Source organism: Curtobacterium sp. LFS079 (assembly GCF_047977865.1).
GTDB lineage: Bacteria > Actinomycetota > Actinomycetes > Actinomycetales > Micrococcaceae > Arthrobacter.
Map to the genome: position 1 here is coordinate 461,948 of NZ_JBFPFO010000001.1, position 24,203 is coordinate 486,150.

General features: G+C 67.3%; 18 protein-coding genes. 14 read left to right on the forward strand and 4 right to left on the reverse strand.

All coding sequences use genetic code 11. The features are described 5' to 3' along the window. Position 1: 1 nt before the first annotated feature. The 12 genes from ACNQPB_RS02150 (at position 2) to ACNQPB_RS02205 (ending at position 15,091) form a co-directional block, all read left to right on the forward strand. Positions 2–1,276: an alpha-L-fucosidase gene (locus tag ACNQPB_RS02150; protein WP_498748709.1), complete on the forward strand. Its 1,275-nt coding sequence runs from the start codon at positions 2–4 to the stop codon at positions 1,274–1,276. Further along, positions 1,276–2,853 carry a beta-N-acetylhexosaminidase gene (locus ACNQPB_RS02155; RefSeq protein WP_498748711.1) on the forward strand — a complete coding sequence of 526 codons (1,578 nt, stop codon included), beginning with the start codon at positions 1,276–1,278 and terminating at the stop codon, positions 2,851–2,853. The genes ACNQPB_RS02150 and ACNQPB_RS02155 overlap by 1 nt, the downstream gene beginning before the upstream one ends. 187 nt (positions 2,854–3,040) lie before the next feature. Then, the gene (locus tag ACNQPB_RS02160) at positions 3,041–4,186 is read left to right on the forward strand and encodes an ABC transporter substrate-binding protein (protein WP_498748713.1); all 1,146 of its coding nucleotides are present in this window, start codon (positions 3,041–3,043) and stop codon (positions 4,184–4,186) included. A 91-nt stretch (positions 4,187–4,277) separates the two neighbouring features. Next, positions 4,278–5,021, forward strand: coding sequence for an ABC transporter ATP-binding protein (locus tag ACNQPB_RS02165; RefSeq protein WP_498748714.1), 744 nt, complete (start codon positions 4,278–4,280; stop codon positions 5,019–5,021). Next, complete coding sequence (locus ACNQPB_RS02170) at positions 5,011–5,940, forward strand: ABC transporter permease (protein WP_498748716.1); 930 nt, start codon at positions 5,011–5,013, stop codon at positions 5,938–5,940. The genes ACNQPB_RS02165 and ACNQPB_RS02170 overlap by 11 nt, the downstream gene beginning before the upstream one ends. A gap of 179 nt (positions 5,941–6,119) precedes the next feature. After that, positions 6,120–6,791 carry an endonuclease/exonuclease/phosphatase family protein gene (locus tag ACNQPB_RS02175; protein WP_498748717.1) on the forward strand — a complete coding sequence of 224 codons (672 nt, stop codon included), beginning with the start codon at positions 6,120–6,122 and terminating at the stop codon, positions 6,789–6,791. A 52-nt stretch (positions 6,792–6,843) separates the two neighbouring features. Further along, positions 6,844–7,884 carry an LLM class flavin-dependent oxidoreductase gene (locus ACNQPB_RS02180; RefSeq protein WP_498748719.1) on the forward strand — a complete coding sequence of 347 codons (1,041 nt, stop codon included), beginning with the start codon at positions 6,844–6,846 and terminating at the stop codon, positions 7,882–7,884. A 366-nt stretch (positions 7,885–8,250) separates the two neighbouring features. Beyond that, positions 8,251–9,867, forward strand: coding sequence for a PucR family transcriptional regulator (locus ACNQPB_RS02185; RefSeq protein ID WP_498748720.1), 1,617 nt, complete (start codon positions 8,251–8,253; stop codon positions 9,865–9,867). Between the two features lie 3 nt (positions 9,868–9,870). Next, the gene (locus tag ACNQPB_RS02190) at positions 9,871–10,782 is read left to right on the forward strand and encodes a glutaminase (RefSeq protein WP_498748721.1); all 912 of its coding nucleotides are present in this window, start codon (positions 9,871–9,873) and stop codon (positions 10,780–10,782) included. 92 nt (positions 10,783–10,874) lie between these two features. Beyond that, complete coding sequence (gene cobA, locus ACNQPB_RS02195) at positions 10,875–12,155, forward strand: uroporphyrinogen-III C-methyltransferase (protein ID WP_498748723.1); 1,281 nt, start codon at positions 10,875–10,877, stop codon at positions 12,153–12,155. Between the two features lie 28 nt (positions 12,156–12,183). After that, complete coding sequence (locus ACNQPB_RS02200; RefSeq protein WP_498748724.1) at positions 12,184–13,650, forward strand: FAD-dependent oxidoreductase; 1,467 nt, start codon at positions 12,184–12,186, stop codon at positions 13,648–13,650. 82 nt (positions 13,651–13,732) lie between these two features. Beyond that, positions 13,733–15,091: an MBL fold metallo-hydrolase gene (locus tag ACNQPB_RS02205; protein WP_498748726.1), complete on the forward strand. Its 1,359-nt coding sequence runs from the start codon at positions 13,733–13,735 to the stop codon at positions 15,089–15,091. Between the two features lie 6 nt (positions 15,092–15,097). Here ACNQPB_RS02205 and ACNQPB_RS02210 read toward each other — a convergent pair whose 3' ends face one another. The 3 genes from ACNQPB_RS02210 to ACNQPB_RS02220 all read right to left on the reverse strand — a co-directional run bounded on the left by ACNQPB_RS02210 (position 15,098) and on the right by ACNQPB_RS02220 (position 18,529). After that, complete coding sequence (locus ACNQPB_RS02210) at positions 15,098–15,778, reverse strand: FadR/GntR family transcriptional regulator (RefSeq protein ID WP_498748728.1); 681 nt, start codon at positions 15,776–15,778, stop codon at positions 15,098–15,100. Further along, positions 15,775–17,013: an MFS transporter gene (locus ACNQPB_RS02215; protein ID WP_498748730.1), complete on the reverse strand. Its 1,239-nt coding sequence runs from the start codon at positions 17,011–17,013 to the stop codon at positions 15,775–15,777. The genes ACNQPB_RS02210 and ACNQPB_RS02215 overlap by 4 nt, the downstream gene beginning before the upstream one ends. Positions 17,014–17,086: 73 nt before the next feature. Next, positions 17,087–18,529, reverse strand: coding sequence for a PucR family transcriptional regulator (locus tag ACNQPB_RS02220; RefSeq protein ID WP_498748731.1), 1,443 nt, complete (start codon positions 18,527–18,529; stop codon positions 17,087–17,089). A 178-nt stretch (positions 18,530–18,707) separates the two neighbouring features. On the opposite strand from ACNQPB_RS02220, the gene ACNQPB_RS02225 reads away from it, so the two are divergent. Both ACNQPB_RS02225 and gabT read left to right on the forward strand, forming a co-directional pair. Next, positions 18,708–20,138, forward strand: coding sequence for a gamma-aminobutyraldehyde dehydrogenase (locus ACNQPB_RS02225; protein ID WP_498748733.1), 1,431 nt, complete (start codon positions 18,708–18,710; stop codon positions 20,136–20,138). A gap of 42 nt (positions 20,139–20,180) precedes the next feature. Continuing rightward, entirely contained in the window at positions 20,181–21,536 is a 1,356-nt protein-coding gene (gene gabT, locus ACNQPB_RS02230; protein ID WP_498748734.1) for a 4-aminobutyrate--2-oxoglutarate transaminase, read from the forward strand. 111 nt (positions 21,537–21,647) lie between these two features. On the opposite strand, the gene ACNQPB_RS02235 is transcribed toward gabT, so the two are convergent. After that, positions 21,648–24,152 (reverse strand): polysaccharide lyase 8 family protein, encoded by a 2,505-nt coding sequence (locus ACNQPB_RS02235; protein ID WP_498748736.1) that lies wholly within the window; start codon positions 24,150–24,152, stop codon positions 21,648–21,650. Positions 24,153–24,203 lie beyond the last annotated feature (51 nt).

Consider the following 24,203-nt stretch of genomic DNA (forward strand, 5'->3'; position numbering starts at 1 on the left):
CATGCATCACATCAAAGGCACGCCCGCACAACTCGCCTGGCAGGCGGACCGGATGGGCGTCTTCTTCCACTTCGGCATCAACACCTTCCACGGCAAGGAATGGAGCGACGGGACCCTGCCGGCGTCGTCCTTCAACCCCGCACAGCTCGACGCCGGACAGTGGGTCCGCACTGCGCAGGAGGCCGGCGCGAAGTACGTGGTGCTCACAGCCAAGCACCACGACGGTTTCTGCCTGTGGCCTACCGCGCTCACGGACTACTCGGTGGCGTCGTCCCCGTGGAAGGACGGCACGGGCGACGTTGTGGCCGAGGTGGCCGCCGCGTGCCGGACATACGGCATGAAGCTGGGCCTCTACCTCTCGCCCTGGGACCGCAACGCCGAGTGCTACGCCGATTCGAAGGCCTACGACGACTTCTACCTCGGCCAGCTGCGCGAGCTCTGCGGCAACTACGGGGAGCTGCACGAACTGTGGTTCGACGGCGCGGGCTCCGAAGGCCACGAATACGACTGGGCCCGGATCGCCGCCCTGATCGAGGAGCTGCAGCCCGGCGCCATGGTGTTCAACATGGGCCAGCCGACCATCCGCTGGGTGGGCAACGAGGACGGGCTGGCCGCCGACCCGGTGGAGTACGTCGTGGAGCAGACCGACTTCTCCAACTACACCGTGGTCACCACCAGGCTGGAAGAGGCCCTCTACCTGCCGCCGGAATGCGACGTCTCCATCCGCCGCGGCTGGTTCTGGCAGCCGGACGAGGAACCGAAAACCCTCGAGCACCTCCTGGCCATCTACTACCGCTCGGTCGGCCTGGGCGCGAACCTGCTCCTGAACCTCCCGCCGGACACCCGCGGGCTCCTCCCCGAGGAGGATGTGCAGCGCGTGCGGGAGTTCGGCGCCGAGATCGGCCGACGCTTTGGTACTCCGCTGCCGGCCGTGTTGACGGAACTGGGGGAGGGACGCTGGGAGCTGGACTTCGGCCGGCCCGTCACCATCGATCACCTGCTGCTCGCCGAAGACCTCAGCGAGGGCCAGCGGGTGCGCGGCCACAGCATCACGGCCGACGGCGCCACGCCGCTCGCGGCCGGCGGAACTGTCGGCTCCCAGCGCATCCATGCCTTCCCGGCGGTCACCGTGCAGCGGCTCACCGTCGAGGTGGAGGGCGCTTCCGGAGACGTCGACGGCGCCCGGCTGGCCGCCGTCGACGGCTTCCTTACCGGCGCCGAAAGCGTTCCGGAGATCGCCTACCTGGCCCCGACTACCTACCCCGAGGACCACTGATGACGTTCGCTTTCGTTCCGCAGCCCGCCTCCGTCACCGAACGGCCGGGCCGCACCTCCGTTCCGACGGAAATTACCGTGGATTCCTTCGTGCCCTTGGGGGACTGGCTCAGCCGCTCCCTGGAGGACTGGCTGGACACCAGCCTGGTCCCCGCTGACTCCCGGGCGGGAGCCTGGCTGACGGTAGTGGAGGATCCGGCGCTCGCCGCGGGTGCCTACCGGCTGACGGTCGACGGCGGCGTACGGATTGCCGCTGCCGGCCGCGAGGGGGTCATCAACGCAGCCCAGACCCTGCGCCAGCTGGCAGGAGCCCGCGCCTTCGCGCCCGCCCCGATCAGCGCTGGCACCCCCGTTGAGCTGGCCAATGTGGCCATCGAGGACGCACCGGTCTTCAGCTTCCGCGGCGTGCAACTGGACGTGGCCCGGCACTTCATGCCCAAGAACGAGCTGCTGCGCTTCATCGACCTCGCGGCAGCGCACAAGCTCAACGCCCTCCACCTGCACCTCACCGACGACCAGGGCTGGCGGATCGACATACCGGCCTTTCCCCGGCTGAAGGAGATCTCCTCCTGGCGCGCGGACACGATGCTGTATTGGACCGAGGACGGCCGCTTCATGAGCGGACGCCCGCACGGCGGCTGCTACAGCCTGGAGGATCTGCGCGAAGCGGTGGCCTACGCCAAGGAACGCGGAGTCACGGTCATCCCGGAAATCGATCTTCCGGGGCACTCCGTGGCCGCGATCGCCGCCTACCCGAGGCTCGGCGTCGATTCTCCCGAGGTGGAGGTCTGGGGCGGCTGGGGCGTCAACGACTGCATCCTGGACCCCTCCGAGTACACGCTCGACTTCTTCCGGACGGTGCTGGACACGGTGATGGATGTCTTCGACGCGCCCATCATCCACCTTGGCGGGGACGAGGTTCCCTACGAGCGCTGGCACGCCTCGGAATCGGTGAAGCTGCGGGCAGAGGAGCTCGGACTGGAATCCGTGGAACTGCTGCACGGCTGGTTCCTCGGGCAGCTCGCCACCCACGTGGAGGCGCGCGGCCGGCGGGCAGGGGTGTGGCACGAGGCCGTCAGCTCCACGCTGCCAAAGACCGCCGTCGTCAACGGCTGGGGCAGCCTGGACACGGTGACCGGCAGTCTTACCTCCGGTTACGACACCACCATTTCCTGTATGACGCATCTTTACCTGGACTTCCGCGAGAACGACGATCCCCGCGAGCCCAGCGCCTGCCGGCCGGTGCTCTCCATGGAGAAGCTCTACGGCTTCGAGCCGCTCACCCCGGAAGTGCTGGCGGCCGCCGAAGCCGGGAGATCCAGGATCACCGGCATCCAGGCCCAGGTGTGGACGGAGTACCTGGACACCCAGGAAATCCGGGACTACAACACGTATCCGCGGCTGAGCGCGTTCGCCGAGCTCGCCTGGAGCCCGCACAAGGACTACGCCGATTTCACGGAGCGGCTGCGCACCGGGCACCTCGACCGCCTGGCTGCCGCCGGCGTCGATTTCCGGCCCCTTGAGGGACCGCGCCCCTGGCAGGAACGCCCGGACATCAGGGAGATCGCAGGGAGGTAACACAAGCGCAATGTGACGCCGGATGAAGCTGCGTGACCCCCGGTTTCCGCGCCGTTGAACGGCAATTGGCCAGTCCCTACTGTGAATCCATGACCACAACGGACTGGTCCCTGCCTGCCCTTTCCGGGCGATGTTGCGGGACCTGATTATTCAGCCCTGACCCGCAGCATCTTCAAAGGAAACCCCAATGTCACAGACCCCCGAATCCCCGCAGCCCACGCCGGGCACCGTCCGCATCGTTGCCGGCGAGAACAACAAGCCCAAGGCCGGGCGCGGTCTTAAGGTGGGCATCGCCGTCGGCCTTGCCCTTCTGATCGGTGCCGGTGCCGCTGTTGCGGCCACCGTCGCAGGCAGCAACAACGCGCCTGCCGCGGCGCCGTCGCCGGCTGCCGAGCTGAAGCTGGGCTACTTCGGCAACGTGACCCACTCCGCGGCGCTGGTCGGCGTGAGCAAGGGATTCATCGCCAAGGAGCTCGGCAGCACCAAGCTGAGCACCCAGGTTTTCAACGCCGGCCCGGCCGCCATCGAGGCGCTCAATGCCGGTGCGATCGACGCCACCTACATCGGCCCCAACCCGGCCATCAACTCCTTCGTCAAGAGCAAGGGCGAGTCCATCAGCATCATCGCCGGCGCCGCCTCGGGCGGTGCCCAGCTGGTGGTCAAGCCCGGGATCAAGTCCGCGGCCGATCTTAAGGGCAAGACCCTGGCCTCCCCGCAGCTCGGCGGTACCCAGGACGTCGCGCTGCGCGCCTGGCTCCAGAAGCAGGGATTCAAGACCACCACCGACGGCGGCGGCGACGTCAAGATCAACCCCACCGAGAACGCCCAGACCCTGAAGCTGTTCCAGGACGGCAAGCTCGACGGCGCGTGGCTGCCGGAGCCCTGGGCCTCCCGCCTGGTGCTCCAAGCCGGAGCGAAGGTCCTGGTGGACGAAAAGGACCTGTGGGACAAGGGCCAGTTCGTCACCACCATCCTGATTGTGAACAAGAAGTTCGCCGCTGAGCACCCCGAGACCGTCAAGGCGCTGCTGAAGGGCCACGTGGAATCCGTGGACTGGCTGAACACCGCACCCGCGGCCGAAAAGGCATCCGTGATCAACGCCGCCCTCAAGGACAGCGCCGGAAAGCCGCTCGCCGCAGACGTCATCGAACGGTCGCTGAAGAACATCACCTTCACCACGGACCCGCTGGCCGGAACATTCAAGAAGCTGCTGCAGGACGGCGTAACCGCCGGAACCACCAAGGCCGCGGACATCAATGGAATCTTCGACCTCCGCGCCCTGAACGAGGTTTCCACAACGAAAGCCTCCGCGGCCGGCCTCGGCCAGGACTAGACGGCCGGCAAGGCCACAAACCACAGGCTGCCCGGGCCGGATTGGCCCGGGCAGCCGCCCTGCATCACCGAACAACACGAAGGACGGGACCATGCCAGTCGTACTGGAACACCTGGGTAAACGCTTCGGCGACGGCGCCCCGGTGCTGGACGACGTCAATGCCACCATCGCGAAGGGCGAATTCGTCGCCCTCCTCGGTGCCTCCGGCTGCGGCAAGTCCACCCTGCTGAACATCCTCGCGGGACTGGAACAGCCGACGTCGGGCGCTCTTGAGGTGCCTGCCGACGGTGCCGCCTTCATGTTCCAGGACTCGGCATTGTTCCCATGGCTGACGGCGCGCGGCAACATCGAACTCGCCCTGCAGCTCGCAGACAAGAACTCGGGCCGCAGGAGCAGCAAGGCCGCCCGCAGCGCCCGCGCCACCGAGCTGCTGGAGCTGGTCCACCTTGGCGGCGCGGGCGACAAGCGGCCCCACGAACTGTCCGGCGGCATGCGCCAGCGCGTCGCACTGGCCCGCTCCCTTGCTCAGGACCGGCAGCTGCTGCTCATGGACGAACCCTTCGCCGCGCTGGATGCGATCACCCGCGACCTGCTGCACGATGAGCTGGAACGGATCTGGAAGGAAACCGGCCGGACCATTGTTTTCGTGACGCACAACGTGCGCGAGGCCGTTCGCCTGGGCCAGCGCGTGCTGCTGCTGTCCTCGCGTCCCGGCCGCGTGGTGGCCGAGTGGGACGTGACCGAGGAACACCGCACCGACGCCGGCCACGCCGGCGAGCTGACCGCGACCATCACCCGCCGCCTGCGCCAGGAGATCCGCCGCCATGCCAACTGAACAGGATGTCCTTACCGTGACCGAACCCAGTGAGCACATCACCTCTCCCGCCCTCAAGGGCAATCCCGAGGAGCTCCGCGATCTCGAGGCGGGCCTGGACAAGCTCCAGTCCGACACGCAGGGGAAAGCCGGCATCGCCTGGTCCCGTATCCTGCTGCCGGTGGCCGCGCTCGTGGTGCTGCTGCTGGTCTGGCAGTTCTACGTCACCCTTGGCCTGAAGCGGCGGGACCAGGTGCCGGGCCCCCTCGATGTGCTGGGCCAGCTCGGCGCGCTCTGGGCCGAAGGCACCGTCCAGGAATCGGTATGGACCTCCCTGCAGCGCGGACTTGTCGGCTTCCTGATCAGCGTGGTCATTGCCACCCCGGTGGGCCTGGTGCTGGCCCAGGTCCAGCCGCTGCGCCGTGCCTTCGGGCCGCTCATCTCCGGGCTGCAGGTGCTGCCCTCGGTGGCGTGGGTTCCGGCGGCCATCATCTGGTTCGGCCTGACCGACGCCACCGTGTACTTCGTGGTGCTGATGGGCGCGATTCCGTCCATCATCACCGGCCTCATTTCCGGCGTGGACCAGATTCCGCCGCAGTACCGCAGCGTGGGCAAGGTGCTGGGCGCCAACCGGCTCCAAATGGCGCTGCAGATCGTCCTGCCGGCAGCCCTTCCCGGCTACCTTGGCGGGCTGAAGCAGGGCTGGGCCTTCTCCTGGCGCTCCCTCATGGCCGCCGAAATCATCGCCGTGGGCGGTTCCATCGGCTTCGGCCTCGGTTCCATGCTGAACCAGGGCCGCGACCTGTCCGACATGGCCGTGGTCATGTCCGCCATCCTGCTCATCCTCGGCGTGGGCATCCTGATCGAGCTCCTGGTCTTCGCCCCGATCGAGAAGCGCCTGCTGCACCGCCGCGGCCTGCTCGCTGGCAGCACCCGCTGAGCGCCTTCTCCTGAAACGCGACCTTCCGGGCCTCCGAATAGACGGTTCCCGCACAGTTAGACGATGGCCACCGTCTTCTGGTGCGGGAACCGTCTAAATGGGCACAGGGTGCCTATGATCTGAGGAAGCGGCGTCGTCTGGCGGAACCGTTGCTGGCCGCAGAGCCCGGAAGGAAAGCAGTGAGAGTAGTTTCGTGGAACTGTTCCATGGCGTACTACAAGAAGAGGCACCTGATCGAGGCCCTTCAACCGGACGTTGTCATCCTCCAGGAGGTAGCAAAGACTGACATCGTCGCAGCTCAGCTGCCTTTCGCGGCGTGGACGGGTACCAACCCGAACAAAGGTCTTGGAGTTCTTGGATTCGCCAACGCCAGCTACAAGGTCACGGAAGACGCGCACCCCGGCTTGCCCTGGTACCTTCCTTTTTCGGTCGACGGGATCAACGTCATTGCACTCTGGGCACATCAGCTAACTCGCGAGATGAGGTATGTCCGCGTGACTCACGAGGTAGTCGACCGCCATTTGGGATTTCTCTCCGGCGATAGGGCGTTGCTGATGGGCGACTTCAACAGCAACACGGTCTGGGACAAAGAGCATCCCGGAAGGAACCACAGCATGTTGGTCGAAAAGCTTGCCGGACTGGGGCTTGGCAGTGTTTACCATCGCCAAGAGGCCGTGGTCCACGGGGCAGAGCCAGCCAAGACCTATTTCCACACCCGGAACGAGGAGTTCGGGCATCACATTGACTATGCGTTCCTCAATGACGGCGCCGCAGCTGCTCTCCAAATAGGCAGCGCGCGGGATTGGCTTGCGCACAGCGACCATATGCCTCTGGTACTGGACATCGGGTAGCGGTCACACCGACCCCAGGAATTCCCCGGCACGCCCGGGTGTTGACGCCGACATGACACCGCACCCCAAGCGCATCGGCTTCCTTTCCTTCGGACACTGGGGCCGCGCCCAGGGGTCCCGGGTGCAGACGGGCCGGGACGCCCTGCTGCAGGGCATCGAACTGGCAGTCGCCGCTGAGGAGATCGGCATCGACGGCGCATTCTTCAGGGTCCATCACTTCGCCCGGCAGCAGGCCGCGCCGTTTCCGCTGCTCGCCGCGATCGCCGCCCGGACCAGCCGCATCGAGATGGGCACCGGCGTGATCGACATGCGCTACGAAAACCCGCTCTACATGGCGGAAGAGGCAGCCGCCACTGACTTGATCAGCGGCGGCAGGCTGCAGCTTGGCATCAGCCGCGGCTCACCCGAGCCGGCACTCAACGGTGCGGCGGCATTCGGCTATGAGCCTGCCGAGGGCGAGGACCCGGCGGCCATGGCCCGGCGTCACACGGAGCTGTTCCGGCACGCGATCGCAGGCCGCGGCGTGGCTCCCGCCGACCCGTCCTACGCCGGCGGCGGAACCGGGCTGCTTCCGGTCCAGCCGACGTCGCCCGGGCTGCCCGAGCGCATCTGGTGGGGCGCCGGAACCCGGAAGACCGCCGTATGGGCGGCCGAGCAGGGCATGAACCTGATGAGTTCCACGCTGCTGACCGAGGACACCGGCGTGCCCTTCGACCAACTGCAGGCCGAACAGATCCAGCTCTACCGCGAGGCCTGGACAGCGGCCGGGCATGCCTTCGAGCCGCGCGTTTCGGTCAGCCGCAGCGTGCTGCCCGTGGTGGATGACGAGGACCGCCACTACTTCGGGCTCCGCGCCCAGGTGGACGGCCGGGACCAGGTGGGTATGCTGGACGGCGCCCTGTCCCGTTTCGGCAGGAGCTACATCGGCGAACCCGATGCCCTGGCCGCGGAACTCGCCAAGGACGCCGCGGTGCAGGCCGCCGACACGCTCATGCTCACGGTCCCCAACCAGCTCGGCGTCGACTACAACGCCAAGCTGCTTGCCAACGTCGCACAGCACATCGCCCCGGCTATTGCTTGGACAGCACGATAGGACGCTCACCAGCGCCGATCGCTGTCATCTGAATCCGGCGGGGCTTGAGCGTCTTCCGATAGCCGGAACTCGCGGGCTTCCTGGCGTTAGGGGCAGTCAGTAACTCCAGATCGCAGGCGAACCGTCCAATTAGCTGGCCAGCCAAATTCAGGGGTCCCGTCTTGTGCTGCCCGGACAACACGGAGGAAGTGAAAGGTCGGTAATGTTTCTGGCTGTGCGCGCGTGCGCAGGAGCATCGGCAGGAGTCCTTCAATGGCGCAGGACTTCCGCCGGTGCGTCGCCGCGCCAAGCGCGCTTCCTGTTGCGGCGTGACCGCACCAATCCCCGTGAAAAATGCCTTTGATGTGAGAGGAAGCGATAGCTTCGTTGAAAGCTTTGGACCCCGACGACGACGGCGTCGTCACCATGTTGAGCGATGTACTTGAAGACCTGGGGGTGGACAACGGCCGGCTGCTGCTGGCACCGGCCATGGATAACCAGACCGTTCGCGAAACGGTCATTGTCGATGCCGAAGATGAGGATCCGGTTCGGCGCGGATCGCTCGTGATGCTTATCGGCGCCCGTGGACGGGCATCCTTGCCCGGAATTCGGCGGCTCATCCCGGACCGGCCCACCGCAATCGCGGTCAAGGGCAGCGAAAGCGAGCTCGAAGCCGTGGAGAACCTGCTGCAGCCCACCGGGATTGGCCTGATTGCGGTGGCGCCCGGACTGCGCTGGGACAAATTCGAAAGCATTGCCATGGACCGCATCCGCGAACCGGGACTGTCCGGGGACGCCTCCGCCAGTGTTCACCGGGACCTGTTCGCCATCGCGCAGACCACTGCAACCCTGACGAACGGCCACGTGGTGATCGAAGATCCGGGCAACAGGGTCCTCGCATATTCACCGGCCTCCAACGACGTCGATGAGCTCCGCCGCCTGTCGATCCTGGCACGGCGCGGACCGGAGCGATACCAGAAACTCCTCAAGGAATCCGGCGTCTACAAGCACCTCCAAGCCGCCGAGGTCCCGATCCACGTGGAGGCCAACCCGGAGGAGGGCCTGCGGGAACGCGTAGCGATAGGGATCCACGCCGGCAGCCGGGTCATGGGCTACATCTGGCTGCAGGAAGGCGCCGAACCACTGGCCCCCAACACCGACAGGCTCATGATCGGCGCAGCCCGGCACGCAGCGATCGAGCTGGTCAGGCACCGCAACGAGCAGTCCCAGTCCATGCGCCGGGACCGCGTGTCGAGTCTCCTGAGCGGCACGGCCCAGGTTCATTCGCAGGCGCAGTCCGCTGGAATCGATCCCTCCAAGCCTGCAGCGCTGGTGCTGATCTCGGCAGGCGGACTGGAACAGAGCGCCCCCGGTCTGCAGCTTCGCAGGGGTGAATTGTCCAATCTCGCATCGATCCACGCCGCGGCCTACCGTCCCGGTGCCGTGGTGGGCGCCATCGGCTTGGAAACAGCCATCATCCTGCCGGACCTGGACCCGGTGAAGTCCTTGCCCGCCATCAACCGGCTCGTAAGCGTGATTGTCCGCGACGCCGGCACCCATTTGCACTTCCATGTCCAGGCCGCCGTGGGGCCGATCGTGCCGCGGCTGGATTCCCTGCACACCACGCTGGAACATGTCCGGAACGTCCTCACGGTCCTGAAGTCGACCCCGTCCATCCGCGTGGCGTCCTACGACGACGTCGAGACCACCGTGCTGACCAAGGAATTGCTGGAATTGCTGGAATCGCGGCCCCGCCTGAGGCATCAGGGAGTCGCAAGGCTTTGCAGCAAGTATCCGGAATTCGCCACAACCCTCCTCACGTACCTTGAATTCTTCGGCGACGTGAATCGTTGTGCCGAGGAGCTCGCGATCCACCGCAATACAGTGCACTACCGTCTTCGCCGTGCGTGCGAGGTGGCGGGGCTGGACCTTCAATCCGCGGATGAACGGCTGCTGGCCCATCTTCAGATCCGGCTCTGGACCTACGCGGCGGAACAGGGCTAGGCCATGGACATCCAGAATCTTCTCGACGACATCGTCGGTTCAGTTCAAGAGCACGTCGGCCAGGGGGAGGTGGCCGATTACATTCCGCAGCTGGGTGCCGTGGACCCGCGGCAGTTCGGCATTTCGGTGGCCACGCGGGACGGCGCGATCTATTCGGCGGGGGACGCCGACGTCGGGTTTTCCATCCAGAGCATTTCGAAGGTCTTTGCGCTCGCCTTGGTCCTTGCATACGACGGCGACGGAATCTGGAAACGTGTTTTCCGTGAACCCTCCGGCAATCCGTTCAACTCGCTGGTCCAGTTGGAGAATGAGGACGGAATTCCGCGGAATCCATTCATCAATGCCGGAGCGTTGGTGGTGACGGACAGGCTCCTGAGCATTACCGGCAATGCATCATCGGCCGTGCGCGAATTGCTGCGCCGCGAGAGCGGCAACCCGCAGGTCGATGCCGATGCCGCCGTGGCTGGCTCCGAGCTCGACAACAGCCACCGCAACACGTCACTGGCTCATTTCCTGGCCAGCTACGGCAATCTGGAAAATCCCGTGGAGGCCGTGCTGGAGGCATATGTGAATCAGTGCGCGGTGGCCATGAACTGCATCGATCTGGCGCTTGCGGCGCGGTTCCTCGCGTCCAACGGATTAAAGGCGGACGGGACCCGGCTCCTGTCGCCATTGCAAACCAAGCGGATCAACGCGGTGATGCTCACCTGCGGAACATACGATGCCGCAGGCGAATTCGCATATCGGGTGGGGCTGCCCGGCAAGAGCGGCGTCGGTGGTGGGATCGTGGCCGTCGTTCCCAACAAGTGCACCATCAGTGTGTGGAGCCCGGGCCTTGGGCGCTCCGGCAATTCGGTGGCGGGCGTGGCTGCACTGGACGAATTCACGACCCGCACGGGGTGGTCGGTTTTCTAAGCCGGATCGGTTATGTGACGCAGGATTACCTAGCGTTAACCGGTGTTTCCGGGCCTTTGAAGCATGTTACGGCCCGGCCCTACAGTCTTTGCATGGCAATACAGGACATCTATCCCACGGCACTGCGCCTGCTCGGCCGCCCGGTGCTGGTGGTTGGCGGCGGCCCCGTTGCCGCGCGCCGCGCCAAGGGATTGCTCGACGCCGGGGCTGAAGTCACCGTCGTCGCCCCCGTTGCCTCTCCCGCGCTCCGCGAACTGGCCGACGCCGGCCTGCTCGCCTGGGAGGCCCGTGACTACCGCTCGTCCGACGTCGACGGCGTGTGGTTCGTCCAGACGGCCACCGGCGTTGCCGGGGTGGACGCCCAGGTTGCCGCCGACGCCGAGGCGCAGCGCATCTGGTGCGTCAACGCCTCCGACCACGAGTCCTCCGCCGCCTGGACTCCCGCCGTCGCCGTCGTGGACGACGTCAAGATCGCCGTCAACGCCGGCGGAGACCCGCGCCGCGCGATGGCCCTGCGCGACGCCGTCGCCACCGCCCTGGAAACGGGCGACCTGCCCCTGCGCCGGCACCGTCGTCAGTCATCGGGTGCCCGGGCAAGCGGCACGGGAAGCGTCGCCCTGGTGGGCGGCGGTCCCGGCGACTCCGGGCTCATCACCGTCCGCGGACGCCGGCTCCTGGCCCAGGCCGACGTCGTCGTCGCAGACCGCCTCGGCCCCCGCGGGCTGCTCAAGGAACTGGCACCGGACGTCCGCATCATCGAGGTCGGCAAGACTCCCGGCCACCACCCTGTGCCGCAGCTCGAAATCAACCGCATCCTCGTAGACGAAGCCCTCGCCGGCCACCGGGTTGTCCGGCTCAAGGGCGGCGACCCCTACGTGCTGGGCCGCGGCGGCGAGGAAGCGGAATTCTGCCGGCAGAACGGCGTCGAGGTCGAAGTGGTTCCCGGCGTCACGTCCGCGATCTCCGTCCCGGCTGCCGCCGGCATCCCGGTGACCCACCGTGGCCTGGCCAAGGGCTTCAGCGTGGTGACCGGCCACGAGGAACTCGCCGAAGTCCCCGCCCGGCCGGACCACACTGTGATCCTGCTCATGGGCGTCGCCAAACTCCGCGAATCCACGGCCGCCCTCGCGGCCTCCGGAATGCCCTTGGACACCCCGGTGGGTATCGTAGAGAACGGCTATATGCCCGAACAGCGCGTCACCATCGGCACCCTGGCAAGCATCGCCGGCCAGGCTGAAGCCAGCGGTGTGGCAAATCCCGCAGTGGTGGTGATCGGCGACGTCGTGCGTGTCAGCCCCTTCGCTCCCGCACACTTCAAGACCGCCGACTACAGCACTTTGACTCCGAACAAACCACGGGCAGCAGCCCTCTAGCCCCGCGCCGAAGATAAGGAACACAGCCGTGTCATCAAGCACCACCGTAGGATCCATCGAGCGCCCGCTGCGCGTTGCCGTCATCGGCTCCGGCCCGGCCGGCGTCTACGCCGCGGACATCCTCACCAAGAGCGAAGCCGTCAAGAGCGGCGAGCTGAACGTCAGCATCGACCTCTTCGACCGGTACCCGGCGCCCTACGGCCTGATCCGCTACGGCGTGGCCCCCGACCACCCCCGCATCAAGGGCATCGTCAACGCCCTGCACAAGGTGCTGGACCGCGGCGACATCCGCTTCTTCGGCAACGTCGACTACGGCACGGACCTGTCCATCGAGGACCTCCGCAAGCACTACGACGCCGTCATCTTCGCCACCGGCGCCATCAAGGATGCCGACCTGAACATCCCCGGCATCGAACTCGACGGTTCCTACGGCGGCGCCGACTTCGTGTCCTGGTACGACGGCCACCCGGACGTCTCCCGCGAATGGCCGCTGGAAGCCAAGGAGATCGCCGTGCTCGGCAACGGCAACGTGGCCCTGGACGTGGCCCGTGTCCTTTCCAAGCACGCCGACGACCTCCTCGTCACCGAAATCCCGGACAACGTCTACGCCGGCCTGAAGAACTCACCGGTCACGGACGTCCACGTCTTCGGCCGCCGCGGCCCGGCCCAGGTGAAGTTCACCCCGCTGGAACTGCGTGAACTCTCGCACTCCAAGGACGTGGACATCATCCTCTACGCCGAGGACTTCGAATTCGACGAAGAGTCCGACCGCCAGATCCAGAGCAACAACCAGACCAAGACCATGGTGGGCACCCTCACCAACTGGATCGCCGAGCAGCCCGAGGACCTTTCCGAGCTCAAGGCCTCCCGCCGCCTGCACCTGCACTTCCTGCACTCCCCGGTGGAGATCGTGGACTCCGCCGAGACCCCCGGCAAGGTGGCAGGCATCAAGTTCGAGCGCACCGAACTGGACGGCACCGGCAACGCCCGCGGCACCGGCGAGTTCATCGACTACCCGGTCCAGGCCGTGTACCGCGCCATCGGCTACTTCGGTTCTGCCCTGCCGGACGTCGAGTTCGACCACAAGAAGGGCGTCGTCACCAACGACGGCGGCCGCGTCCTGGACGCCGACGGCCAGCACGTGCCCGGCCTCTACGCCACCGGCTGGATCAAGCGCGGCCCGGTCGGCCTGATCGGCCACACCAAGGGCGACGCCCTCGAGACCGTTACCTACCTGCTCGAGGACCGCGGAAACCTGCCGTTCGCCGAGGTTCCCGAGGCTGACGCCGTCGTCGAACTGCTTGACGCCCGCGGCGTGAAGTTCACCAGCTGGGAAGGCTGGCTGGCACTGGACGCCCACGAGCTTGCCCTCGGTGCCGCCGCCTCCGAGGCCGGTACCTCGCACGGCGTCGAGGTCCAGCGCGAACGCATCAAGGTTGTTCCGCGCGACGAGATGGTGGACATCTCCCGCGACGGCGTCGCAGCCAACGTCTGACACCCGAACGCGGGGTCACGTAGCGCCATTCCGGTCGTCCGGATGGGCCCTACGTGACCCCGCGTTGCTTTAACCTGAGGGTATGGACGTCGTCGTCATCGAAACGACCCAGCTCGGGGACCGCAGCTACCTCGTTCATGACGGCACGGTTGGCCTGGTGATAGACCCCCAGCGCGACACCGACCGCATCGAGGCCGCCGCCCTCGGCGCCGGTGTGGCCATCACCCACGTCGCCGAAACCCACATCCACAACGACTACGTCACCGGCGGCCTGGTCCTCGCTGAAAAGCATGGTGCCCGGTACCTGGTCAACACCGTGGACACTGTCGCCTTCGAACGCGAACCCGTCAAGGACGGGCAGGTGTTCCGCGTGGGCCGCCTGTCCGTGACAGTGCTTGCCACCCCGGGCCACACCCATACGCACCTCGCCTATGTTGTGGAGGACGCTGACGGGCCCGACGGCGGACGCCGGGCCGTGTTCTCGGGCGGCAGCCTGTTGTATGGTTCCGTCGGCCGTACCGACCTGGTGGCGGCCTCCGACACCGCGGCACTCGCCCACGAGCAGTACACCTCGGTGCGCAGGCTCGCCGCGATCGCGGGTCCGGACGCGGATCTGTACCCCACGCACGGCTTCGGTTCCTTCTGTTCCACGGGCCCCGCGAGCCGCCAGCACGCATCCACCATTGCCGAGCAGCTCGCGTCCAACCACGCATTGACCGACCCGGACGAGGAGCACTTCGTGGCCGGTCTGCTGGCCGCCGTGTCGGCCTACCCCTCCTACTACGCGCACATGCGTCCGCTCAACGAGGCGGGGCCCGGCGCGGCGTCCCTGGCTGTCCCGGACAACGTCGATCCGGGCGAACTGCGGCGCAGGCTCGAAGCGGGCGAATGGGTGGTGGACCTGAGGAACCGCGTGGCGTTCGCGGCCAGCCACCTGCTGGGCAGCGCCAGCTTCGAATACGGCAGCGGATCCAGCTTCACCAGCTACCTGGGCTGGGTCCTGCCGTGGCGGCAGCCGCTGACCCTGGTGGGTTCCCGGGACGACGTCGAACGGGCCATCCGCGATCTCGCGCGGATCGGCATCGACTCCCCGGATGCGGCCGTGGGTGATGACTCGGGTGCCCTGGCTCCGGGCGTCCCGCTGACCAGCTATCCACGGACGGACTGGGCCGGATTCGTCCGGGACCGCGCCGCTGGGGACACGCTGCTGGATGTCCGCCGTGCCGACGAGTTCGCCACATCGCATGTGCCCGGTGCCGTGAACGTGCCCCTGCACGAGCTCCTTCCCCGCATGGCGGAACTGCCGGAAGCCCGCACCTGGGTGCACTGCAACTCAGGCTACCGGGCCGGCGTCGCGGCCAGCCTGCTGCACCGGGAGGGGCACGAGGTGGTGCACATCGATGCCCGCTTCCGCGACGCCCCCGGCACGGTCAGCGGCTGATCACCGCTATTGCCCGAGCCACTCCGCGCAGGAGTCCAGGTTCCGGTTGACGCTTTCGACCGCGGCCGCGGCGTCGCGTGCCTCGAGTGCGTCCACGAGTTCGTCGTGCCCCGCCCCGGGCACGCCGTTGAACCCGGCGCGCTGGCGCTGGATGAGCAGGTCGGCGTGGAGGGCGCCGCTGAAACTGGCATAGAGCTCATGCAGCAGCGGATTGCCCGAGGCCTTGGCCACCAGATCGTGGAACGCCCAGTCGGACTTCGCCCAGGTGTCGACGTCACCGGCCGTCCACGCCCCGCGCCAGGTGCGCAGCAGAGCGCGCATTGCCTCGATGTCCCCGGCCGTGGCATTGCTTGCGGCCAGGCGGGCGGCCTGGGTGTCCATGGCGAGGCGGACCTCCAGGACATGCTGCGGGGTGTGATCTTTGTACATGCGCCGGGCGGCTCCGGACATCTCGCTCGTGGCGCGGACGTAGGTGCCGTCACCGCGGCGGACCTCCAGCATGCCGCTGTGGGCCAGGGCTTTGATGGCTTCGCGCAGGGTGCCGCGGGAGACCGCCAGCCGGGCCATCAGTTCCGGTTCGGCGGGAATCCGCTGTTCCAGCGGCCATTCGCCGGACTGGATCATGGTCCGGAGGCGGGCGGTGACTTCGTCGGCGAGGACGGGACGGTGCACAGGGGTCAGGCTCATGAGACGCTCTTCCGTCCGGCCTGGGGCAGGACGCCCTTGGCGGTCATCAGGTGGCAGGAGACCATCAGTGCGAGGGAGGCCACCACCAGCATGCCGAGGGGCAGCGTCCAGCCGCCGCTCACGCTGTGCAGCAGGCCGACGCCGAACGGTCCCGCCGCCGCGATCAGGTACCCCAGCGACTGGGCCACCGTGGAAAGCGCGGTGGTTTCCGCCGTCGAACGTCCGCTGCGGCTGATCACCATCAGCACGAGCGGGAAGATGCCCAGGCCGAAGCCCGTCAGGACCGCCGGGACGGCGGCCCAGCTCACCGGGAGCAGCAGCATGGCGACGATGCCGGCCAGGGTGGTGGAGCTGGCCAGGTAGAAGGCGGGGCGCAGCATGCCCGGCCGGGAGCCGAAGGCCAGCAGGGCCATGCCGGCGAACACGGAGACGATCTGCATCAGGCCGAACTGCAGCCCGCTTTCGGTGGCTCCGAGTCCGCGGTTGGTCAGGAGGTAGGCGAACCAGCTCATCACGCCGTAGGCCAGGAAGCCCTGGAAGGTGAAGACCGCGGTGATCAGCAGGCCGTGGCGGGTGCGCAGCATGGGCCACATGGACACCCGTTCAGCATCCTTGCGGGCGGCCTTGCGGTGGGTGTGCACCACCATGGGAAGGAAGCCGAGCAAGGCGGCGATGCCCAGGATTCCCCAGGCGGCCAGGCCGAGTGACGGCGAGCCCAGCTGCTGCGCCATCGGAACGCTCACCGACGCGGCTATGGTGGCGCCGCCGGACATGGTGAAGGTGTAAAGGCCGGTCATCACCGGGGTCTTCGCGGCGTAGTGCTCGCGGATGAAGACGGGCATGGCCACGTTGCACACGGCGAGGCCGCACATGGCCAGCACGGTCCCGGCGAGCAGGGCACCGGTGGTGGGGACACCGCGCACCAGCAGCCCGGCCGCCAGCAGGGTGAGGGAGAGCAGGATGGCCTTCTCGACGCCGGTCTTCCGGACCAGCCAAGGCGTGGCCAGGCCTGCGAAGGCGAAGCACAGCAGAGGGATCGCGGGCAGGATCGAGGCGACCACCGCCCCGTAGCCCAGGACCTCCTGCAGTTCGTGGAACAGTGAGGCGGCGCTGGTGATTCCTGCGCGCAGGTTCAGGCCGATCAGGGCAACCGCCACGACGCCGGCGACGACGACGAGCTTGCGTTTTGGCAGGGCGGACGGGGGCAGAGTCTGGGAAGGTATCGAGGTCGCCATGTTCTAAAGGTTAGACGTTTGACGTTTTCGATGCCGACTTTTGTGGCGAACCTCTCCCGGCGGGAGGGGCGCGTTATCGCGGCTGGCGGGCGCCGAGCCGCTGCACCGCCAGGGCCAGCCACAGCTGCACCCGGTCCGCGGTCTGCGCCGGGTCGTAGCCGCTGAGCTCGGTGATCTGGGCCAGCCGGTACCGCACGGTGTTGCGGTGCAGGGTCAGTGCCTCTGCCACGGCGGCCACCGAGCCGTTGTGGTTCAGGTAGCTCTCCAGGGTGGCCACGAGTTCGGAACCGTGCGCGGCGTCGAACTTCTGCAGGGGAGTGAGGGCCTCGGCGGCCATGTCCGCCAAGGGGACGTCTTCGCTGGCAAGCAGCAGGGAGGTGAGGCTGAGCCGTTCGGGTTCGTTGACCGGCAGGCCGTGGGCCACGGCGTCGCGGGCCTCGAAGTAGCTCCAGCGGACGCCGTTGGGCTTCGTGTACGCGCCGCCGATCCCGATCAGCGCGTGGATGCCGGCCTCCAGCAGGTGCTCGCTGAGGTCCTTGGCCAGTGCGCTCGCCGAGGAGCCGTCGTCGGGCACGACCGTCACGAGGTCCTTCCCGACGACGGCGCTCACCGCCCCGTCGAGGGACTGCGGCAGCGAGGTGCTGCCGAGCTGCTTGTGGTGGGCGCCGGACACCGCCAGCAGGACCACGTTCTTGCGTGTGCTGTTGATCCCGACGCCGGCCAGGCGGCGTGCCGCCTCGATGGTGTCCAGGGTGCCGTGGATGACGTCGTCCAGCACCTGCCCCGCCAGGGCGCGCTGGCTCTGTCGCTGCTTGACCATGTTGTTCAGCTCGACGCTGATGAGGTTCTGCGCGTAGCCGATGATTCCCGTGTCGCCGAACGGGTGCCGGAGCCACAGCGTGCACGCGTCGCGCCGGCCGGTGGGGATGGGGTAGGAGGACCAGTTTTCGGTGGTCGGGGCGGGGGCTCCGGGGGCGCTGTTGTAAAGCTGGGCGCTGAACTGGGTGAGCGCAACGTCGGTACGCAGCATGCTGCCCAGCTGCTTGAGGAGTTCGCCGAGCCCGCCGCCGGTGAGCAGCGCGCGGGCCAGGATCTGGTGGCCCGCGATGAGCCGCTCCAGCTTGGAGTAGTGGTCGGCGGACTGGGAGTCGGCAACCAGCTTGCCGATGGCAATGAACGGGGTTTCGTAAGGCACTTCCACCAGGGGCAGGCCCCAGCGGTTGGCCTCGGCGACCAGCGCCGGCGGGACCGTTTCGTGGCTCAGCCCGGTTCCGAAACCGATGCCGACAGCCCCGGCGCGCTGCACCTGGCGCACGAAGCGGCGCTGTTCCGTGGCGCCGCTGAGCCGCAGGCCCGTGGTGAGGATGAGTTCGCCGCCGTTGAGGAAGCGTTGCGGATCCTCCAGCTCGGTCACGGCCACCCAGCGGATGTCCGAGTTCCACGTGGTCTCTGCGAGCCCTGCCTTGCGGAGGTTCAAGGACTGTACGGCCAGCAGCGTGGAGAGGGACATTGCCATGAAAAAAGGATAGCCCGGCGCTGGTCATTCGCACTAAGCGGGCCTGTGTCAGGTGTGCAGCTGGCTATTCCGTAGAGTCTATCGCTGGCTTAGGCTCGAATGTGCTGTAAACAACACCTGGTTGCAGACAGCACCGTGCTGCCAACAACTTTTAGACACCGAAAGAGGGTTGTACACCGTGGTCCATACCTTGCAGAACTTCATCAACGGGGAGTTCGTCACGCCTGCAGGCACCGAGCTGCTGGACGTCGTGAACCCGACGAACGGCGAAGTGGTCGCAAAGTCGCCCATTTCGGTGTCCGCGGATATCGACGCCGCCATGAATGCGGCCAAGGAAGCATTCACCACCTGGAAGCACGTGACCCCCGGCCAGCGCCAGCTGCTGCTCCTGAAGCTCGCCGATGCCATCGAGGCCAACAGTGACGAGCTGGTTGAAGCCCAGCACCGCAACACCGGCCAGGTCCGTTCCCTGATCGCCTCCGAGGAAGTCGCCGCTGGCGCGGACCAGCTCCGCTTCTTCGCCGGTGCCGCACGCCTCCTGGAAGGCAAGTCCGCGGGCGAGTACTTCGAGGGCCACACCTCCTACGTGCGCCGCGAGCCCATCGGCGTGGTGGCCCAGGTGGCCCCGTGGAACTATCCCTTCCTGATGGCCATCTGGAAGATCGGCCCGGCCCTGGCCGCCGGCAACACCGTGGTCCTCAAGCCCTCGGACACCACCCCTGAATCCACCCTGGTGCTGGCCCGCCTGATCGGCGAAATCTTCCCGGCCGGCGTCGTCAACGTGGTTCTCGGCAACGCCGCCACCGGCAGCCTGATGACCGAGCACAAGGTCCCGGGCCTGGTCTCCATCACCGGTTCCGTGCGTGCCGGCATCGCCGTCGCCGCTAGTGCAGCCAAGGGACTCAAGCGTGCCCACCTGGAGCTCGGCGGCAAGGCCCCGGCCATCGTTTTCAAGGACGCCGACATCAAGAAGAGCGCTGCGGCCATCGCGGAATTCGCCTTCTTCAACGCAGGCCAGGACTGCACGGCCATCACCCGCGTGCTGATCGAGGACTCGGTCCACGACGAGGTCGTTGCAGCCATGGTCGAACACACCAAGACCCTGCAGACCGGTTCGCAGAACGACGAAGACAACTACTTCGGCCCGCTCAACAACGTGAACCACTTCAACGCCGTCAGCTCCGTGGTGGAGTCCCTGCCGGCACACTGCAGGATCGAAACCGGCGGCCACCGCGCGGGTGAGAAGGGCTTCTTCTTCGAACCCACCATCATCACCGGTGCCCACCAGGATGACGACATCGTCCAAAAGGAAACTTTCGGCCCGGTCATCACGGTCCAGAAGTTCACCTCCGAGGCCGAGGCCGTCGAACTGGCAAACGACGTCGAATACGCCCTGGCCTCCAGCGTCTGGACCACGGACCACGGCACCGCCATGCGCGTCAGCCGCGACCTGGACTTCGGCGCGGTGTGGATCAACACCCACATCCTGCTGACCGCTGAAATGCCGCACGGCGGCTTCAAGCAGTCCGGCTACGGCAAGGACCTCTCCATGTACGGCGTCGAGGACTACACGCGCATCAAGCACGTCATGTCCTCCCTCGACGCCTGAACAACCGAGTCTTTTTGAGATTCAGCAAAGAAAGAAACACCAATGACTGCAATCGCACCTGAGCTCAGCTACCGCCTCGAGCAGAAGCGCAACATCACCGGCGCCTTCCCGGGCCCGAAGTCCCAGGAACTGGCTGCCCGCCGCTCCGCTGTCGTCGCCGCAGGCGTCGCCTCCGGCGTCCCGGTCTACGTTGAAGACGCCGACGGCGGCATCATCCGCGACGTCGACGGCAACTCCTTCATCGACCTCGGCTCCGGCATCGCCGTGACGAGCGTCGGCGCCTCCGACCCCGCCGTCGTCGCCGCCGTCCAGGAAGCCACCGCGCACTTCACCCACACCTGCTTCATGGTGACCCCCTACGAGGGCTACGTCGCCGTCGCCGAGCAGCTGAACCGCCTCACCCCGGGCGACCACGAAAAGCGCACCGTGCTGTTCAACTCCGGCGCCGAAGCAGTGGAAAACGCCGTCAAGGTGGCCCGCCTGGCCACCGGCCGTGACGCCGTCGTCGCCTTCGACCACGCCTACCACGGCCGCACCAACCTCACCATGGCGCTGACCGCCAAGGCCATGCCGTACAAGACCAACTTCGGCCCGTTCGCGCCCGAGGTCTACCGCATGCCGATGAGCTACCCGTTCCGCGAGGAAAACCCGGAGATCACCGGCGCCGAGGCCGCCAAGCGCGCCATCACCATGATCGAGAAGCAGATCGGCGGCGACCAGGTTGCCGCGATCATCATCGAGCCCATCCAGGGCGAGGGCGGCTTCATTGTCCCGGCCGAAGGCTTCCTGCCGGCCCTGGCCGCCTGGGCCAAGGAAAAGGGCATCGTCTTCATCGCCGACGAGGTCCAGTCCGGTTTCTGCCGCACTGGTGAATGGTTCGCCGTGAACCACGAGGGCGTCGTCCCGGACATCATCACCATGGCCAAGGGCATCGCCGGCGGCATGCCGCTGTCCGCCATCACCGGCCGCGCCGACCTGCTCGACGCCGTCCACCCGGGCGGCCTCGGCGGCACCTACGGCGGCAACCCGGTGGCCTGTGCCGCAGCCCTGGCTGCCATCGGCACCATGGAGCAGTACGACCTCAACGCCCGTGCCCGCCACATCGAAGAGCTCGCCCTCGGCAAGCTCCGCGAACTGGCCGGTGAAGTTTCCGTCATCGGCGACGTCCGCGGCCGCGGCGCCATGCTCGCGATCGAACTCGTCCAGGCCGGCTCCAAGGAACCGAACCCGGAGCTCACCAAGGCCGTTGCCGCCGCCAGCCTCGCCGAGGGTGTCATCATCCTCACCTGCGGCACCTACGGCAACGTGATCCGCCTGCTGCCGGCGCTGGTCATCAGCGACGACGTGCTGCTGGACGGCCTCGAGGTCCTGGCCAAGGCCATCAAGGCCAACGCCTAGTCCCCACCGCCACCCAATACCTCCAGACGGACAAAAACGTCTGGCCTCGCAAGAAGAGCGGACACAGCGATCCTGTGTCCGCTCTTTGCGCTTAACCACTCGGCAATGCGGTCAGCGGGAGAGGACCACCCGCCTGGCGTGGCCGTGCCCGTCGAGGGCGAACTCCAGGGTCAACGGCGACGTGCCTACCAGCGTGACTCCCGGATCGGCGTCGACGACGGCGGTGGCCGCCACGCCGTCCAGGGTCACCCGGGCGAGGGGCTGGGTGCGGCTCGGGTCCGAAAGCGCCACCGTCACCTTGTCCGTTTCCTCGCGGACCGCCAGGGAGCAGGGGCCGCTGCCGGCGACGCCCTGGACCGGCTGCCCTGCCGCGGTGGCGGAGAAGAAGTTTGCGAGCAGCAGGCCCTGGCTCTCGTCCCGGATCATCTGGGCACCTGCGTTGTTGGCCAGCACCTCGATGGTGGGTTCGTCGGATTCAGTGAAGGTCACCGAGTGCTCAGCCCCCGGGAAGGCGATGTAGGCGTAGCCTCCGCTCTGCGGGTCCTTGCCATGGTGGTGGGTGATGGTGACGTAGTCGCGGGTCTTTGGTTCGTCGTTGCCGCCGGTGTCCGATCCGGAGTTGATGGTCCTCCAGTCGCCGGTACGCCGGATGACCTGCACGTCGATGTCTCCGCTGACGTTCTCCCCGGCCAGGAAAACGTAGCCGCCGTGCCCCATGATGTGGACGTTTCGTTTCACCCTGACGGCGGCGCTGCCTGCGGCCAGGACGCGGTTCCGGTTGTCCGTGCGGAGGTCCGGCACCGTGCCGGGCGCGAAGGAGCGGTTGTCCACGGTGGTGAAGACTTCGTGTCCGGAGGCCGAGGTGATCCCGGCGCCGAGGCACACCACTTTGTCGTCCAGGAAGAACCAGGACTTCCGGGCGCTCAGGGTCTTGTTGAAGTTCAGGTGGTCCATACCCTGGATGCCCCAGCGTCCATCCAGGTCCAGGCCGCCGGCGAAGGCCTGGAACGCCCGGGGGATGCCGGTGCCGTTCGCGGCGCCGCTCTCGCGGGGCTCCGCCGTCACGGTGGTGCCGGGCAGCCGGTACGGGTCCACGGTGGGCCAGAAGTCGGCGCTGTACTGGTCCGGGGCCGCGGGGATGTAGTAGAAAGTCAGGCCGTCTCCCTGGTACCAGCCGAGGTTGTTTTCGAAGTTCCCCCACTCGTAGCGGCCGATCCGCTTCGAGGAGATGTTGACCACGGAGCTGAAGCCGGGACGGTGGTGCACCAGGCGGTCCTGGTCCCCGAAAGCTTTCGTGTAGACCGGCGCGGGAGCGGCGACGACGGAGGTGTCCGCCAGCGCGGACGTCACCAGCAGGGATTTGGCGATGCTCTGGCCCGGCAGCCCGTAAAGGGTGAGGCTGGCGCGCTGCAGCCAGCCCTTGACGAGGGAGAGGTAGCGGCCCCGGTAGGGTTCGCCTGCACCGGGTGCCAGCAGCAGGATAGCGGTCAGTGCGGCGGCCCCGTCCACATAGTCGGGGTTCCTTTGCCGGGACACGGCCCGGCCGCGCACGGCATCCATCATCCGGCCGTTCCAGATGAACGGGGCGTAGGCGGACTCCACTGCGCCCAGGACCACGGACTTCTTCGGGTCCGTCACGTCCCAGCTGCTGCCGCCCAGCAGGCCCAGGATTTCCGCGATGCCGCCAAGGGTCACCACGCCGTAGGTGCCCACGTAGGGCAGGTACGTGTGCTGGACGAAGGAGCCGTCGGTGTAGAAGCCGTCGCCGCTGGTGACGTAGCCGAACACGCTGTTCCGGCCGCCGCCCACGGTGTCGCTCAGGGCGTCGCGGGCCAGGGCGATCTCTTCCGGGCGTCCGTCCAGCATGCCGCGCAGGGCACAGGAGAGGGCCTTGTCGGTGCGGTTGGCCCCGGTTTCGGCAAGGCTCGTGCCCCGGCCGCGCCAGTTGGGATCCGGGGTGAAGTAGCGGGCGGCAGCCATCAGCGCGGTCCGCAGTTCCGCGGGAACCACGTCATGGAGGAGGACCAGGATGTCTGCGGCCTTGCGCGGCACTCCGATTTCCCAGAACCACCAGTTGCCGGCGGCGCGCATCCCGGCCTTGTAGGCCGTGGCGCTCAGATAGGACAGGGCGGCGACCAGGTCCGCGGCGAGTGTGGCGTCGCCGTGCTGCTCCGAGCCTGCCGTGCCGTAGGCCAGGGCGAGTTCCAGGATGCGGTTGAAGCTCACGCCCATGTTGCCCGTGGCATCGGCGGCGCTGCCGATTCCGGTCAGCGGGAGGTCGGCCCAGACCCCCGAGGTGCCGCTGGGGGTGATCATGGACTTCCAGGTGGCCGAGGCGCTCGCGCTCATCGCCTTCAGCGCCTCCGCGAGTTCCGGAACGGTTGCGGCGGTGCCGTCGCCGGCCAGCATGAGGCGGCGGCGGGCGATGAGATCGGCCAGCGGGTTTTCGCCGGCGACGGCGGCGGTCGGTGCGGTGCCGGCGAACACTGCGGCGGCTCCCATCAGGGTCAGGAGGGTACGGCGCTTGAATTGAAGCGGGTTCAGCTCAAAGGGGGACTGTTTGAAGGCGGACAAGCGTGCCTCCGGGTCGTGGGGGAGAAGGGTGATCGAAGTCACGCTATGTCCGGAATCTGTGCACCCTCAATGCAAATGAACAAAAGTGCTCAG

Coding starts and splice junctions, on each gene's coding strand:
- ACNQPB_RS02160 (WP_498748713.1), top strand. CDS start 3,041: ATGTCACAGACCCCCGAATCCCCGCAGCCCACGCCGGGCACCGTCCGC.
- ACNQPB_RS02155 (WP_498748711.1), top strand. CDS start 1,276: ATGACGTTCGCTTTCGTTCCGCAGCCCGCCTCCGTCACCGAACGGCCG.
- ACNQPB_RS02165 (WP_498748714.1), top strand. CDS start 4,278: ATGCCAGTCGTACTGGAACACCTGGGTAAACGCTTCGGCGACGGCGCC.
- ACNQPB_RS02220 (WP_498748731.1), bottom strand. CDS start 18,529: ATGGCAATGTCCCTCTCCACGCTGCTGGCCGTACAGTCCTTGAACCTC.
- ACNQPB_RS02150 (WP_498748709.1), top strand. CDS start 2: ATGCATCACATCAAAGGCACGCCCGCACAACTCGCCTGGCAGGCGGAC.
- ACNQPB_RS02170 (WP_498748716.1), top strand. CDS start 5,011: ATGCCAACTGAACAGGATGTCCTTACCGTGACCGAACCCAGTGAGCAC.
- ACNQPB_RS02205 (WP_498748726.1), top strand. CDS start 13,733: ATGGACGTCGTCGTCATCGAAACGACCCAGCTCGGGGACCGCAGCTAC.
- ACNQPB_RS02190 (WP_498748721.1), top strand. CDS start 9,871: ATGGACATCCAGAATCTTCTCGACGACATCGTCGGTTCAGTTCAAGAG.
- cobA (WP_498748723.1), top strand. CDS start 10,875: ATGGCAATACAGGACATCTATCCCACGGCACTGCGCCTGCTCGGCCGC.
- ACNQPB_RS02180 (WP_498748719.1), top strand. CDS start 6,844: ATGACACCGCACCCCAAGCGCATCGGCTTCCTTTCCTTCGGACACTGG.
- gabT (WP_498748734.1), top strand. CDS start 20,181: ATGACTGCAATCGCACCTGAGCTCAGCTACCGCCTCGAGCAGAAGCGC.
- ACNQPB_RS02215 (WP_498748730.1), bottom strand. CDS start 17,013: ATGGCGACCTCGATACCTTCCCAGACTCTGCCCCCGTCCGCCCTGCCA.
- ACNQPB_RS02210 (WP_498748728.1), bottom strand. CDS start 15,778: ATGAGCCTGACCCCTGTGCACCGTCCCGTCCTCGCCGACGAAGTCACC.